General features: G+C 73.0%; 15 protein-coding genes. 4 read left to right on the plus strand and 11 right to left on the minus strand.

Annotated features, from left to right (window positions below; genetic code table 11):
• Window positions 1–70 precede the first annotated feature (70 nt).
• Entirely contained in the window at window positions 71–946 is an 876-nt protein-coding gene (locus ABZS66_RS30895) for an ABC transporter substrate-binding protein (protein WP_354763774.1), read from the plus strand.
• On the opposite strand, the gene ABZS66_RS30900 is transcribed toward ABZS66_RS30895, so the two are convergent.
• The 3 genes from ABZS66_RS30900 to ABZS66_RS30910 form a co-directional block, all read right to left on the minus strand.
• On the minus strand, window positions 923–1366 hold the full coding sequence (locus ABZS66_RS30900; RefSeq protein WP_354763776.1) for a TetR family transcriptional regulator: 444 nt from the start codon (window positions 1364–1366) through the stop codon (window positions 923–925). The genes ABZS66_RS30895 and ABZS66_RS30900 overlap by 24 nt on opposite strands.
• A gap of 104 nt (window positions 1367–1470) precedes the next feature.
• A complete protein-coding gene (locus tag ABZS66_RS30905) occupies window positions 1471–1791 on the minus strand; it encodes a multidrug efflux SMR transporter (protein WP_354763872.1) in 321 nt (106 codons plus the stop codon).
• 60 nt (window positions 1792–1851) lie between these two features.
• Window positions 1852–2982, minus strand: coding sequence for a hypothetical protein (locus ABZS66_RS30910; RefSeq protein ID WP_354763778.1), 1131 nt, complete (start codon window positions 2980–2982; stop codon window positions 1852–1854).
• A 134-nt stretch (window positions 2983–3116) separates the two neighbouring features.
• Between ABZS66_RS30910 and ABZS66_RS30915 the strand changes: the two genes are divergently transcribed.
• Window positions 3117–3908 (plus strand): metalloregulator ArsR/SmtB family transcription factor, encoded by a 792-nt coding sequence (locus tag ABZS66_RS30915; RefSeq protein WP_354763780.1) that lies wholly within the window; start codon window positions 3117–3119, stop codon window positions 3906–3908.
• Here ABZS66_RS30915 and ABZS66_RS30920 read toward each other — a convergent pair.
• The 3 genes from ABZS66_RS30920 to ABZS66_RS30930 are packed head-to-tail and all read right to left on the minus strand — an operon-like array spanning window position 3886 to window position 6546.
• Window positions 3886–4650, minus strand: a complete 765-nt coding sequence (locus tag ABZS66_RS30920) for a methyltransferase domain-containing protein (RefSeq protein WP_354763782.1) — start codon at window positions 4648–4650, stop codon at window positions 3886–3888. The two genes, ABZS66_RS30915 and ABZS66_RS30920, sit on opposite strands and share 23 nt — an antisense overlap.
• Window positions 4651–4663: 13 nt before the next feature.
• Entirely contained in the window at window positions 4664–5995 is a 1332-nt protein-coding gene (locus ABZS66_RS30925; RefSeq protein ID WP_354763784.1) for an MFS transporter, read from the minus strand.
• Window positions 5992–6546 carry a helix-turn-helix domain-containing protein gene (locus ABZS66_RS30930; RefSeq protein ID WP_354763786.1) on the minus strand — a complete coding sequence of 185 codons (555 nt, stop codon included), beginning with the start codon at window positions 6544–6546 and terminating at the stop codon, window positions 5992–5994. Before ABZS66_RS30930 ends, ABZS66_RS30925 begins: the two co-directional genes overlap by 4 nt.
• Before the next feature lie 86 nt (window positions 6547–6632).
• Between ABZS66_RS30930 and ABZS66_RS30935 the strand changes: the two genes are divergently transcribed.
• The gene (locus ABZS66_RS30935) at window positions 6633–8192 is read left to right on the plus strand and encodes a sodium:proton antiporter (protein ID WP_354763788.1); all 1560 of its coding nucleotides are present in this window, start codon (window positions 6633–6635) and stop codon (window positions 8190–8192) included.
• 237 nt (window positions 8193–8429) lie between these two features.
• On the opposite strand, the gene ABZS66_RS30940 is transcribed toward ABZS66_RS30935, so the two are convergent.
• Window positions 8430–9728 (minus strand): MFS transporter, encoded by a 1299-nt coding sequence (locus ABZS66_RS30940; protein WP_354763790.1) that lies wholly within the window; start codon window positions 9726–9728, stop codon window positions 8430–8432.
• Between the two features lie 78 nt (window positions 9729–9806).
• On the opposite strand from ABZS66_RS30940, the gene ABZS66_RS30945 reads away from it, so the two are divergent.
• Entirely contained in the window at window positions 9807–10262 is a 456-nt protein-coding gene (locus ABZS66_RS30945; RefSeq protein ID WP_354763792.1) for a helix-turn-helix transcriptional regulator, read from the plus strand.
• A gap of 3 nt (window positions 10263–10265) precedes the next feature.
• On the opposite strand, the gene ABZS66_RS30950 is transcribed toward ABZS66_RS30945, so the two are convergent.
• The 4 genes from ABZS66_RS30950 to ABZS66_RS30965 form a co-directional block, all read right to left on the minus strand.
• Window positions 10266–11255 (minus strand): NAD(P)-dependent alcohol dehydrogenase, encoded by a 990-nt coding sequence (locus tag ABZS66_RS30950; protein ID WP_354763794.1) that lies wholly within the window; start codon window positions 11253–11255, stop codon window positions 10266–10268.
• 471 nt (window positions 11256–11726) lie between these two features.
• Window positions 11727–12404, minus strand: coding sequence for a TetR/AcrR family transcriptional regulator C-terminal domain-containing protein (locus ABZS66_RS30955; RefSeq protein WP_354763796.1), 678 nt, complete (start codon window positions 12402–12404; stop codon window positions 11727–11729).
• On the minus strand, window positions 12401–13018 hold the full coding sequence (locus ABZS66_RS30960) for a flavin reductase family protein (RefSeq protein ID WP_354763798.1): 618 nt from the start codon (window positions 13016–13018) through the stop codon (window positions 12401–12403). Before ABZS66_RS30960 ends, ABZS66_RS30955 begins: the two co-directional genes overlap by 4 nt.
• A gap of 10 nt (window positions 13019–13028) precedes the next feature.
• On the minus strand, window positions 13029–13889 hold the full coding sequence (locus ABZS66_RS30965) for an EamA family transporter (protein WP_354763800.1): 861 nt from the start codon (window positions 13887–13889) through the stop codon (window positions 13029–13031).
• Window positions 13890–13969: the final 80 nt, after the last annotated feature.

Below are 13969 nucleotides of genomic sequence, written 5' to 3' on the forward strand. Positions count from 1 at the left end.
ACGGGACCCGTTTCGAACCGCCCCAGCTGCTGCTCCACAAGGCCGCCCGCGGGGAACTGTTCCGGTAGGGATGCGCCTCGTCTCGCTCCTGCCGTCCGCGACGGAGATCGTGTACGCCCTCGGGCTCGGTGACGAGCTCGTGGGCGTCACGTTCGAGTGTGACGAGCCGCCGGCCGCCCGCCGCGACAAGACCGTCGTCGTCGGCGGGCGGGACACCCGCGGGATGACGCCCCGCGAGATCGACGAGTACGTCAAGGCCTCGCTCGCCGCCGGCGGCGACCTGTACACGCTGCACGCCGACGCACTCGCCGGCCTCGCCCCGGACCTGATCCTCACCCAGGACCTGTGCCGGGTCTGCGCGCTGCCGTCCGGGCACGTCGAGGACGCGCTCGGGTACCTCGGCTGCCGCGCCGACGTGCTGTCCCTCGACCCACACACGCTCGACGAGGTGCTCGGCACGATCGAGCAGGTCGGCGCCGCCGCGGGCGTGCCCGAGCGGGCGGCGGCCCTCGTCGCCTCGCTGCGAGCCCGGCTCGACGCGGTCGCGGTGGCCGTCGCCGGGCGGGCCCGGCCGCGGGTCGCGGTGGTCGAGTGGGTCGAGCCGCCGTTCACCGCCGGGCACTGGGTGCCCGACCTGGTGACGGCGGCCGGGGGCGAGCCGGTCGCGGCCCGGCCCGGCGCCCGCTCGGTACAGGCGACCTGGGACGAGTTCACGGCCGCGGCGCCCGACGTCGTGCTGGTCGCGCCGTGCGGGTTCCACCTCGACGACGCCGTGGACCAGGCCCGTGCGGTGCGGGAACGGTTCCCCGCCGCGAAGGTGTGGGCGATCGACGCGGACGGGATCGTGGTGCGGCCCGGGCCGCGGCTCGTCGACGGTGTCGAGACGATCGCCGCGATCCTGCACCCGGGCGCCGTCCCACCGTCAGACGCGGCCCGCCAGTGCTGAGATCGCCGTCGTGAGGACCTCCGGGTCGATCGGTTCGCCCGTCACGATCGCCTGGAGCATCGCGCCGTCGACGAGGGCGATGATCGCGGTCGCCGCGGCCGGGCCGGTGTGCGGGGCGACGATCGCGTGCAGGCCGTCGAGCCACTGCCGCGCCAGGGGGCGCAGGGACGGGGTGCGGGCGGCGGCGAGGTACAGCTCGTACTCCAGCAGCGCCCGCGGCCCGTCCGTGACGTAGTCGGCGGCCATCCGGCTCAGCGCGCCCGGGACGTCGTCCTTGCGGCGGATGTGCGGGGCGAGCGCCGCCATCTCCGCCTCGACCTGCTGGGCGGCCAGCTCCAGGCCGGCCGCGATCAGGTCGCCGAGGGTCGGGTAGTAGTAGGTTGTGGCGCCGAGCGGCACCTCGGCCCGGGCCGCGACCATCCGGTGGGTGACGCGGCCGGCCCCGACCTCGGCGACCAGCTCTATGACCGCCTCGGCCAGTGCGCGGCGCCGGCCCTCCGGGTCGCGGCGCCGGCCCTCCGGGGTCAGTGCCCACCGCCCAGGTTGAGCAGCACCACGCCGCCGATGACCAGGGCGACGCCGATGACCTTGGTCACGCTCAGCGGCTCGCCGAGGAAGACGGCGCCGATCGCGACGATCGCCGCGGTACCGAGGCCGGACCACACCGCATAGGCGACACCGACCGGGACCTCCTTCACCGCCTGGGCGAGGAAGACGAACGACAGGGCGTAACCGACCAGCGTGGCGGCCGTCGGCCACAGCTTCGTGAACCCCTCGGTCGACTTGATCAGGCTTGTCGCGGCCACCTCGACGCCTATCGCGAACGCCAGGAAGACGTAGGCCAGGGCCATGTTTCTCCACTCCTTGTACAACCGTACTAGTACGATCGTACAGGAGTGTTTTTGCTACGGCGTGAGTTGTGCTCGTCTCGCCGCCCGCGAGCGGCGCACGGCGAGCACGCCGACCACGATCAGCAGCACGCCGAACGCCCCGAAGCCGGTCACGATCCAGGTGACGTCCCGCAGCGAGAGGCTGTCCAGGAACGACTGGTTGCTCGCCGGCACCGCCGCGGGTGCGGGGGAAGGCGTCGGCGTCGGCTTCGGCGGTACGAACGGGGTGTATTTCAGGATGGGGACGGCCTTCTGCTGGTCCGACGCCGTGAGGAAGTTGCGGCCGTCGGGCGTGTAGGCGATCGCCTCGCCCTGCGGCTCGTTCGGCAGCGGCGTGATCCGCGGCGTGCCGGTCGTGATCGCCGCCGCGACGTCACCGTCGGTGACGTCGAACTCGTAGGCGTCGGACATCGTGCGCACCACGGCCCGCGTGCCGTCGGGGCTCACCGCCGCGCCGGTCACCACGCCCTGGCCGAGGATGCCGAGCGGGTTGGCCGTCCCGGTCGCCTGCGTCTTGAACTTGCCGACCTGCTTGAGCTTGAGCCCGGTCGCGTTGTTGGCCGGCAGCAGCCCGTCCGGCACGAACACCTCGCCCGCCGGGTCCTTGGTGACGATGACCGGCGTGCCGTCGCCGGAGATCAGCAGGGCCTCGGCGTCGCGGGGCTTGCCGTCGGGGTACACGACCCGGTGGATCACCGGCGCCGTGGCCTGCGGCGCGAGGCTCCACAGCGCGATCGTCGAGCGCCGGTTGCCGGACCCGCCGGTCGCGGTCGTGTTGTCGCCGACGTCCGCGACCCACACCGTGCCGTCCTTGGTCACCGCGAGGTCCTCGGGGTCGAACGCGCTGGTCGGATACGACACCGACCGCACGAGCTTGCAGCTCGAGTCCAGGAACATGATCCTGGTCTTCGAGCGGTCCACGTTGCTGTCATTGATGACGATGTACCCGCTCGTCGTCGCCGCCAGCCCGGAAACCTCGGTCACCTGCGGATCGCTGATCGTGCACACCGGGGTCCCGGCCACGGACGGCCCGGTTGAGGGCCCGGCCGACGGCCCTTCGGACGGCGCGTACGCCGCCGCGGGCCCAGCCGCAACACCAATCATCACCGCCACGACCGCGAGGCCGCCCCCGATCCGCTGCAACATGCGCGACAGTCTGGCAGACGCCCGTCATGGTCACCGATCACGGGGGCGCCCGGGTTGATCGGTGGATGGTGATCGCTGTCCGTGTACTGCCGGCGCGTTGACATGCAGCCGTCCGGCTGCATATCTTGGCTCCAGTGGACGACGTGTTCAAGGCGCTGGCCGATCCCAGTCGGCGGGAGTTGCTCGACCGGTTGAATGCCCGTGGCGGGCAGACGCTCAACGAGCTCTGTGCCGGGCTCGGCATGGCGCGGCAGTCCGTCTCCAAGCACCTCGCGGTGCTGGAGGCCGCCGAGCTCGTCACCACCTCCTGGCGCGGCCGGGAGAAGCTGCACTATCTCAACGCCGCACCGATCTGGGCGATCACCGAGCGCTGGATCGACCAGTACCACCGCGGGCGGGCGGGCGCGCTCGCCGATCTCAAGCGCGCATTGGAGGAACCGATGGACGGGCCAGTCTTCACCTACACCACCTACATCGCGACCAGCCCCGAGCGGCTGTGGGCGGCGTTGACGCAGCCCGAGTTCACCCGGCAGTACTGGGGCGGCGCCTCGCTGCACTCCGACTGGCAGGCCGGGTCGCCGATCCGGTGGCAGGACTCCCCCGACGGGCCGCTGCACGACCGAGGCGACCGGGTGCTGAGGGCCGAGCCGCCGCGGCTGCTGCAGTACAGCTGGCATCAGTTCCAGCCGGAGCACGCCGAGGTCTTCGGGTGGTCCCCCGAGGAACTGGCCCGGCACGCGGCCGAGCCCCGCTCGAAGGTGACGTTCACGATCGAGGACGCGGGGCCGGGGCGGGTCCGGCTGACGCTCGTGCACGACGACTTCGTGCCCGGCAGCGTCATGCACGAGGCGATCAGCGGGCGGCTCGGCGGGAGCGGCGGATGGCCGGAGCTGCTGTCCGACCTCAAGACGTTACTGGAGCGCTGACCTTCAGCACGAAGACGCCCCAGCCGAGGTAGCGGCGCTGGTATTGCAGGTGGGTGTGCCGGGCGGCGCGCAGGTAGTCGCGCATCGCCGGGGCGTCGGGTGAGCCGGGGTTGGCGCGCAGCCACTCGTCGACGGTCCACCACTGCTCCGCGACGTAGCGGTCCCAGCTGTCGCCGTCGGCGAGCACCATCTCGACGAGGTCGACGCCGGCCGCCTCGAGCCGTTCCAGGGTGCCGTGCAGGGACGTGAAGTCGTCCGGGCCGACGCCGAGCGCCGGGTAGGCGTCGGCGGGCGGCGGCTCGGTCCAGTAGGGCTCGCCGACGAGCATCAGCCCGCCGTCGCGCAGCGCCGGTTGCATGAGCGCGAGCGTGCCGGCCAGGCCGTTGCCGATCCAGGTCGCGCCGATGCAGGACACGATGTCGAAGCCCGCACCCTTGAGTGCGGCGGCGGCCTCGGCGGCGTCGCCGAGCTCGAAGGCGACCCGATCGGCGACCCCAAGTTCGGCGGCGCGCTCGTGGGCGGCGGCCAGGAAGACCTCGCTGATGTCGACGCCGTGGCCCTCGATGCCGAACGCGTCCGCCCAGCGGGTCAGCATCTCACCCTTGCCGCAGGCGAGGTCGAGCTGCCGCTGGCCGGGGCGCAGCCGGCACAGCGAGCCGAGCAGCATGAGCTTGTCGTCGGTGAACGGGTTGAGGATCCGGTGCCCGGCCTCGGAGATCTCGTGCTGCTGCAGGATGTCCATGCCGATGACCGTTTCAGCGGGCGGGAGCCGTGTCCACCGATTTCGCGGCCTCGGTCGCTGTTTGTGCCGCTTCCCGGAACCCGGTGACCGACAGCCAGGCCAGGACTCCGGCGGCCAGGCCGGCCCAGCCGGCGACCCGCAGCGCGGGCAGCGTGACCAGCTGGGCCGCGGCGAGCCCGACCGAGCCGCCGAGCTGCTTGGTGAGGATCGATGCGGCGCTGGCGAGTCCGGCGTCGGCCCGCGGCACGGCCTGCAGGGTGGCGACGGTGAGGGCGCCCATGGCCGGGCCGAGGCCGAGCCCGACCGCAGCGGCGGCGATGCCGAGCAGCGCGGGCGGGCTGTCCGGCGGGAGCGTGGCGAACGCGGCCGAGCCGGCGATGATGAGCGCCGCGCCGGCGACGAGTGCGGGTTTGGTACGGCCGGTGCCGTTCACGACGGCCGCGGTGACCCGGTTGGCGACGGCCATCCCGCCGAGCATGGGCAGCAGGACGAGCGCGGAGGTCGTGGCCGGGAAGTGCCGGGAGTTCTGCAGGTACAGCGGGAGGAACACGCCGACCGGCAGGGCCGCGGCCTGGAACCAGAACCCGGCGGAGAGCAGCGCCGCGGTGTCGCGGCGGCCCAGCACGCCGGGCGGCAGGATCGGCAGCTCGGCGCGGCGCTCCACGGGGATCAGGGCGAGCAGCGCCAGGGCGGCTGGGACCAGCAGCAGCCAGTACCGCTGCAGGCTCAGGACCAGCAGGACGAGCGTGAGCCCGCCGGTGAGCAGGGCGATGCCGGCCAGGTCGAGGCGCTTGCCGGCGCGGCGGACGTGGTCGGCGGGGAGGCTGGCGGCGATCACCGCGCCGGCGGCGAGGCCGATGGGGAGGTTGAGCCAGAAGGCCCAGCGCCAGCCGAGGTGGTCGGTGATGAGGCCGCCGGCGATCGGGCCGCCGACCAGCCCGCCGATGAGCATGACACCCATCGCGGTCTGCAGGTCTTTCGCCGCATCTTTGTCCGCTTTGTCCCTGAGGATGGCCATCGCCAGGGCGAGGAGCGCACCGGCGCCGAGACCCTGGACGGTGCGGGCGGCGATGAGCACGGCCAGGTCGCCGGCGGCGCCGCAGGCGAGGGACCCCGCGAGGAACAGGCCGAGGCCGGTGAGCAGCAGTCGTTTGTGGCCGAACAGGTCGGCGCAGCGGCCGTAGACGGGGACGCTGACGGTGCTGGTGATGAGGTAGGCGGTGACGAGCCAGAGGTACCACGTGTCGTTGCCGCCGACGTCGCGCACGATCGCCGGGAGCGCGGTGCCGATGATCGAGCCGTCGAGCAGGCCGAGGAACGCGCAGGTGAGCAGCGCCACCTTCACGGCTGCACCGCCCCGTGCAGGAACAGGTCGACGAGTTCCTCCGGGGGCATGCTGCGCGCGGCGGCGACGAGGTGCTGGAAGGCGTGGGCGAGCTGCTCGGGGCTCTTGCGGAGGCGGTCCCGGTCGGGTTCGAACAGCCCCTGGAGGGCCTCGGCGGTCCGCTGCATGGCCTCCTGGCGGAGGCCGGGCCGGGGTTCGCCCCGGGCCGTGCGCTGGGTCTGCATCAGTGCGCCGGCGACGGCGCCCATGCGGGCGAGGTACCCCTGGAGGATCCCGATCGCCTCCAGGAGGCGGTCCTCCAGCGGCACGTCGAGCGGGACGGCCTCGATGTGGGCCAGGGTGTCGTCGAGGCGCAGCGCCTCCGCCATGCAGGCGGCGAGGAGGGCGTCCTTGTCTTCGAAGGCGCGGAAGACGGTGCCCTCGCCGATGCCGGCGGCGCGGGCGATCTGGGCGGTCGTGACGGCGGCGCCGTGCTCGACCACGAGCGGGAGCGCGGCGGCGACGATCATCGCGCGGCGCTGGTCGGGACTCATCGCGGGTGCTCTTGCCATGCGGCCAACATTACGGAGTGAGTACTCACTCCGTCAATCGGGGGTTCCACCGGCTTTTGTCGGTGGTGTTGTTTAGGGTGATCGTCGTGAACGGGGTACAGCTGTTGCTCATCGTCGTCGGCGGGATCGCCGTCACAGCGGTCGTGCACCGTCGCGGCGGTCAGCCCGGCCTGGTGGTCGTGGTGCTGGCCGCCGCGGCGTCGTTCATCCCGGGGGTGCCGCGCCTGGAGCTCGACAGCGAGCTGATCCTGGCCGTGGTGATCCCGCCGCTGCTGTACTCGGCGACCCGCGGCGCGTCGGCGTCGGGCTTCTCGGCCAACCTGCGGCCGATCCTGACCCTGGGCGTGACGCTCGTGGTGCTGACCACCGCCGTGGCCGGGCTGGTCTCGTCGTGGCTGATGCCGGCGATCGGGCTGCCGGCGGCGCTGCTGCTCGGGGCGGTGCTCGCCCCGCCCGACACGATCACGACGGTCTCGCACGGCGACGAGCTGGGCCTGCCCCGCCGGGTCACGGCGATCCTGACCGGCGAGAGCCTGGTCAACGACGCGACCGCCCTGACCCTGTTCGCCCTGACGGCGGCCGCGGCCGGTGCTGGGCACACGCTGTTCGACAACCCGTTCGCCCTGTTCGGGTACAACGCCCTGGTCGGCATCCTGATCGGCGGCGTGTTCGCGGTGATCGCGCTGCTGCTGCGCCCGCGCCTGCACAACCCGGTGCTGGAGACGGCGCTGTCGCTGCTGCTGCCGTTCACCGCGTTCCTGGCCGCCGAGCAGGTGCACGCGTCGGGGATCCTCGCGGTGGTCGTGGCGGCGTTCTTCCTGACCCTCAACGTGGCGCTGGACCCCAACCATCAGTATCCCGGGGCGTACCGCACCCGCCTCCAGGAGGACGCGGTGTGGCCCGTCATGGACTTCCTGCTGGAGACGTTCGTCTTCGCGTACATCGGGCTGCAGCTGCGCTTCGTCGTGGAGAGCCTGGCCGACGCGCACGACCCGAGCCTGGCCACCACGCTGATCAGCGCCGGCGTGCTGCTGGTGACGGTGATCGTCGTGCGGCTCGCCTGGGTGTGCGGGGTGTTCGGCTGGTGGGGCATGAAGCGGCGCCGCTTGGAGTACCTCGTCGAGACCAACCCGGTCGTCCGCGAGCGCGCCGAGCGCCGCCGCCGGTGGCACCTGCGCCGCCGCGGCCCGCAGCGGCGGACGCCGCTGGGCGAGCCGACGCCCCGCGAGAGCGTGATCGTCGGCTGGACCGGGATGCGCGGCATCCTGACCCTGGCCGCCGCCGCGGCGGTGCCCGAGCACCTGCACGACGGCACGCCGTTCCCGGGCCGCGACGCTATCCAGGCGATCGCGCTGTTCGTCACGCTCGGCACGCTGCTGCTGCAGGGCATGACGATCCCGTTCCTGGTCCGCCGGCTCGACATCGACGTGACCGCCGAGCGCGCCGAGTCGGCCGCGCTGCTGACCAAGGGCGCGGCAATCGCCCGGGCCGCGGTCACCCACCCGGGCCCGCTGACCGACGCCGACTTCGACGCGCAGCGGGACGCGCTGCACCAGGCGGTCCGCAACCGTGACCTCGACGACGACACGGCCCGGACGCTGATCCACGAGCTCGACTTACGCCAGGCCGCCAGCCACACCCACTGACGGGGCCCGTTCTGCCTGGCTCGGTCCCGCACGGCATCAGCGTTGTTGGCGGCCCCGTCTCGCTCTCGCCGGCCCGGCGTAGTGGCGTGCCCGGCGCGGCAGCTGCGTCCCGCTCCGCCGTGCCTCGTGGGGCCGTCCTCGTGGGGCCGGGTCAGGTGGCGGCGGGTGTTGTTCGGCCTGCTCCGGCTGGCCTGCTCCGGCTGGCCTCGTCGAGCCCGGTCGGGCCGGTCAGGCCGGTCAGGACGTGGCGGCTGGTGAGGCCTCGGCCGTGGTTCTCGGGAGGCGGAGTGTGGCGGCGGCTGCGGTGAGGGCGGTAATCGTCGCGGCCAGGACGGCGGCCCACGTCGGGGACAGGGCCTGGGCCGCGGCCGGGCCGGCGAGAGCGCCGAGCAGGGTGGCGGCGGCCTCTCCCGTGAGCAGGAGGGCGGCGGTGCGGCCGAGGACGGCGTTCGGGGTAGCGCGCTGCAGGGTGGTCTGGGTGGCGCTGAGGACCGTCGAGCCGGCGGTGCCGATGACGACCGCGGCGGGCAGTGCGGTGGCCAGGTTCGTGGCGGAGAAGAGGAGGAGATAGCCGACGGCGGTGGTCGCGAGGGCGGCGCCGAGGAGGTACGCGGGCGCTGCCCGGTCGACGAGTGCCCTGGTGAGGGGTGCGCCGAGCAGGAAGCCGATGCCGAGGGCGGACATCACGAGGCCGATCTGGGCGGGGCCGCCGAGGACGGTGATGCCGTACGGGACGAGGAGTGCGCTCAGGCTCGCGTTCGCGCCGAGGAAGACGGTGTTGACGAGCAGGAGGGTACGGGCGGTCGGCGCCTGCCGCAGTGCCGCGCGCAGGTGGCGTACTCCCCCGGACCCAGCAGTCTCGGCTGCGGTTGCCTCCGCCGCTGCCTCGGCCGCGAGGTGTCCTGCCGCGACTTCCGCTCGTGGCGGTTCCGTGTGGGTGGGCGCTGCCCTGGCGCGAGCCGGGCGGGTGAGTGGTGTCGTCAGGAGGAGGGCGGCGGCGGAGACGACGTAGGTGGCGGCGTTGAGGGAGACGAGCGGCGCGAAGCCGATCCAGGCGTAGAGGGCGCCGCCGAGCGGGGCGGCCACCAGGCGGACCGTGCCGTCGGTGGTCGCGTTCAGGGCGTTGGCGCTGCTCAGGGCGGTGCCGGTGCCTACGAGCGACGGGGTGTGGGACTGGGCCGCGGGGCGGAACAGCGTGGTGCCGGTGGCCTCGGCGGTCAGGGCCACGTACACCAGCCAGACGTCGTCCGGGTCGCGGACCAGCAGAAGCAGCAGCACCACGGCCGCGCGGGCCGCGTCGGCGCCGATCATGAGCCGGCGGCGGTCCACGCGGTCGGCAAGGATGCCCGCGAGCGGGGCCAGCAGCAGCGGTGGCAGGAACTCCGCGGCCAGGGTCAGGCCGGTCGCGGCCACCGAGCCGGTCAGCGTGAATACGTGGGCGGGCACGGCCACGACCAGGAGCCAACTGCCGAGCAGGCTCACCGAGCGGGCGAACCACAGCAGGCGGAAGTCGGCGATCCCCAGCGCCTCGAACAACGCCCGCACCTCCCCCGGCCGACTTCCTGCAAGATAGCTCCATCAGATAGTGTTCTGTCAAGACACTCGGAGGTGGCGGTGGATCGGCATCGGCTCGGGCAGCGGCTGCGCGGGTTACGGGCGGCGCAGGGGCGGACGGTTGCGGCGGTGGCGGCCGACGCCGGGCTGTCGGTGCCGTACGTGGCGAATCTCGAGCACGGGCGGGGCAACCCGACGCTGGACGCGGTGAGCCGGATCGCCGGGGCGCTCGGTACTCGCGCGACGATCCGGTTCGACGCTGATGACGATTTGGGCGACGACGGCCGCACGGTGCTGCCGGGTTCATTGGTGCGGCTCGGGCGCAGTGAGCGGTTCCGGCGCAGCGTGCGTGACATGGCGGTACAACTCGATGAGGATCCGGTGGCGTTGTCCGGGCGGGTGCTCGACGCGCTGGCCGGCCTGGCCGGGCTCACGGGGCGCGAGCTCGGCGAGGGCGACTGGCTGCGGCTGCTCGACGCGGTGCTGCTGGTCGCCGTGCACCCCGACGGCGGGTGATGGTCAGGGGACGGTGACGACGACCTTCGCCGGGACGCGGCCGGTCTCCTGGTAGGTGACTGCCGCCGGGAGGTCGTCGAAGGTGTAGCAGCGGTGGATCACGGGGCGCAGCCGGCCGGCCTCGACGTACCCGTTGAGGTCGAGCAGGGCGGCGCGCTTGTCCGGGTAGTTGACGGCGTCGGCGAGGGCCGCGCGCTGCGTGGCGAACCGCGTGCGGAGCTGGGCCTTGACCACGCGGTCGGCCGGGCTGAGCCAGCGGCCGGGAGGGCCGCCGACGGCGACGAAGATGCCGTCGGGGGTCATGGCGCGCAGGTGGGCGGAGACCGGGCGGGCGCCGGCGTTGTCGAGGACGACGTCGTAGCGGCGGACGCGGCCGGGGTACTCGTCGCGGCGGTAGTCGATGATCTCGTCGGCGCCGAGGGATCTGACGAGATCGACGTTGTGCGTGCCGCAGACGGCGACGACGTGGGCGCCCATCGCCTTGGCCAGCTGGACGGCGAAGATGCCGACGCCGCCGGTGGCGCCGTTGATGAGGACGGTCTGGCCGGACTGGAGCCGGCCGGCGTTGCGCAGGCCGTCGAGGGCGGTCACGCCGGCCATCGGGATGGCGGCGGCCTCCTCGTGGGACAGGCCTTCGGGCAGCGGTGCGAGCCGGTCGACCGGGACGGCGACGCGCTCGCCGAAGCCGCCGCCGACCAGCAGGCCGTACACGTTGTCGCCCACCGCGAAGTCGGTGACGCCGGGGCCGAGTTCCTCGACGTCGCCGGCCATGTCGCAGCCGAGGATGTCGACGGCCGGGCGGCGCAGGCCGAGACCGCCGGGCATCAGCCGGGCGATGCGGGGCTCGCCGCGCATGAGGTGCCAGTCGTACGGGTTGACCGAGGTGGCGCGGACGCGGACCAGCACCTCGCCGGGGCCGGGCACGGGGTCGGCGACGTCGCGGAGCTCCAGGACGTCGGGCGGGCCGTACGAGCGCAGGACGAATGCCTTCATGGGGAGCACTCCCTCTTACGACGTAAGGTTCTCTTACGTCGTAAGGTAGCCTTACGACGTAAGAGGCGTCAAGCCGCGATTTCAGTGGCTCACGAACGCGTCAGCACCGCCGAGCGCACCAGATCCGTTACATCACCCTTGATACATCAGTTTTGATACATCGCTTTTGATGCATCAAAACTGATGTGTGCGCGTGGGCGACGCGCAGCGGGCCGCCGGACGCAGCGCAGGCACGAGAGCGACGGACAAAGGGGTGGCGAGGTTGTGCCGCCCCGCAAGCAGTACCCGCTCGCCGGGCGGCGCGCCGCACATCAAGCCCCACACATCAAGCTGACCGCGCCACGCCGCCGACCCGCACCCGCCGCCCAGGCCAGTGCGGTGCCGCGAACGTTGGTGGTGTGCGGGGCTTCCCCAGGCGTGGTGGAGAGCGGTAGGGCGCAACGACTCGTGGAGAAACGTGCGGCGGTGGGGTCAGGGGCGGAGGCGGTCCAAGCCGTCCAGCAGCAGGTCCAGGCCGAACTCGAACTCGGCCTGGTCGTCGCACCAGCCCACCGTCGAGCCGGGGTCGTCGTGGGCCACCTCGAGCAGCATGCCCGCCAGGTGGGGCAGCGTGCCGGCCATCGCCCGGATGCCGTCCAGCGCCTCCGGGGTCACCGGGCCCGGGCCCGGTGTGAACAGCTCCTGCACGAAGCCCATCGCGCGGCTGCCCAGGGCGTGCATCGCGTGGTGGCACTGGTCGTTGGTGAAGCCGCCCGCGCGGAGGATGCGAATGACGCCGTCGTTGTAGCGCAGGACGGCGAAGTTGGCGTCCGTGCGTGACTCGAAGACCTTCGGGAGCCAGGGGTGGCGCAGGAAGACCTCGCGGGCGGTCAGGATGCGGGCGCGCATGGCCGGCTTCCAGGCGGGGCCTTCGGCCGGCAGTTCGATCTTGTCCACGAGGTCGTTGATCTCGGTCGCGACGACTTCGACAATGCCGTCGAAGACCTCGTCCTTGTTGGCCACGTGGTAGTACAGCGACATCGCCTCGGCGCCGAGGACCTCGGCCAGCCGGCGCATCGTCAGCGCGGCCAGGCCGCCCTCGTCGGCGACCTGGATCGCCGCGTGCAGCACCCGCTCACGGGTCAGGGGCAGGCGAGGTTCGGTCTTCACGCCACATATTCTTGCGCACCCACGGCGGCGGTCTCCGAACGGAAGCTGTGGCCGAGTTCGGGGCCGAGGCCGAAATAGTGCCGGAAGTTGTACACCAGAGGCTGCCACCGGGCCGGGTCGACGTGCTGCGTGCCGGGCACCACCAGGGCCGGATCGGCGTGGACGCGCACCACGTGGGCCTCGACGATGCGGAAGTCGCCCGTCTCGTCCGGCCGGACCGTCACCGCGCGGGCCTCCAGCTGCAGCGGACACTCAAGAACCCGCGGGACGTCGACGACCTCCGACGGGACCGGGTGCAGCCCGGCGGCGGCGAACTTCGCCGGCTCGAACCGGAACCGGTCCGCCTTCTCCGGCGGTACCGGGTCGCGGCCGGTCAGCGGGGCGAGCCGCTCGACCGCCTCCCACAGCGACGGCGGCGGCAGGTTGATCACGAGGGATGGGCGTTCGGCCAGGTTGCGGGCGGTCTGGCCCTCGGCGCCGACGCCGAGCACGACGGTGCGGCCGAGCGCCCACGCCGACGACATCGGGGCGAGGTTGGCGGTGCCGTCCGCGTTGCGGGTGGTGAGCAGGACGACGGGCGTGCCGAAGTACAGGATGCGGGGCTCGATCACCATGCGGGCAACGCTAGGCCGGGGACGGTTCGGGCAGCGCCGAAGCGTGCCGGGCCCCGGTGCGTTCGGCGCCGACGCCGGCGGCGACGACGAACGCGACCCCGGCGATCCCGGCGGCGCCGGGCGTCTGGTGCAGGAAGATCCAGCCGACGAGCAGGCCGGCGGCCGGTTCGAGGGCCATGAGGGTGCCGAACGCGGCGGTGGTGAGCCGGCGGAGCGCGAGGAACTCGAGCGTGTACGGCACCACGGGCAGCAGCACCGCGAGCAGGAACCCGATCCCGACGATCGGCCAGGTGAGATTGCCGAACGTCGAGGTCGGGAGCACGACGAGCGTCGACACGAGGGCAGCGACGGGCATCGACACCGCCAGGCCGCGCAGGCCGCCGACCTCGTCGCCGACGCGCTGCGTGAGCAGGATGTACCCGGCCCAGCAGACGGCCGCGGCCAGCGCGCAGCCGATCCCGACGAGGTCGGTGCCGCCGTGCCACGGCTCGGTGAGCAGCGCCACCCCGAGCGCGGCCAGGACCGGCCACAGCCGGGCGCGGCCCCGGGCCACGGCGACGCCGAGCGGTCCGAGGAACTCGATGGCCACGGCGGTACCGAGGGGCAGCCTGGCAACGGCGGTCATGAAGGTCAGGGTCATGCCGGCGGACACCACGCCGAGGGCGACGCACGCGAGCAGCGCGCGGCCGGTGAACGCCGACGGGCGGGGCCGGGCGACCGCGAGCAGGATGACCCCGGCCCAGGCCAGCCGCAGCCACGCGGCGCCGGACGGGCCGAGCTCGTCGAACAGCCCGGTCGAGGCGGCCAGGCCGAGCTGGACGCAGACGATGGCGGCGAGCGCCAGGGCGGCGCCGGTACGGGTGGGGGTCATGCTGGCCAGTAGACGCGCGGCGAACGTTCATGTCCACGTCGGCTTTCTGGAGGTACCGTTGAGAAATCCTGAACAATGGT

Source organism: Dactylosporangium sp. NPDC005572, assembly GCF_040605515.1.
GTDB lineage: Bacteria > Actinomycetota > Actinomycetes > Mycobacteriales > Micromonosporaceae > Dactylosporangium.